Source organism: Leifsonia sp. SIMBA_070 (genome assembly GCF_046534635.1).
GTDB lineage: Bacteria > Actinomycetota > Actinomycetes > Actinomycetales > Microbacteriaceae > Leifsonia.
Window position 1 is genome coordinate 1 of sequence record NZ_JAWRYK010000244.1, and the last position, 274, is coordinate 274.

The window sequence follows — 274 nt, forward strand, 5'->3', positions numbered from 1 at the left end:
GAGGAAGCCGCCCGAGGTGTTGTAGGTGCGCACGCTGTCGCGGTGGGATCCGAGCAGCTTCGACAGGGGGAGCCCGGCGCGCTTCGCCTTGAGGTCGTAGAGCGCGATGTCGATCGCCGCGAGCGCCTGCGTCGCGACGCCGGAACGGCCGACCGTCGCTCCCGCCCAGAGCAGCTTCGTGTAGAGCTTGGCGATGTCGTTCGGATCCTCGCCGATCGCGGCGCCCGCGACCTCCTTCGCGTGAGCGTACTGGGCGGGGCCGCCCGCGCGCTTG

General features: G+C 71.5%; 1 pseudogene. It reads right to left on the reverse strand.

Going from position 1 to position 274, the window contains the following annotated elements:
• A pseudogene (locus tag SB754_RS20205) lies at positions 1-274 on the reverse strand (enolase); the annotation flags it as partial.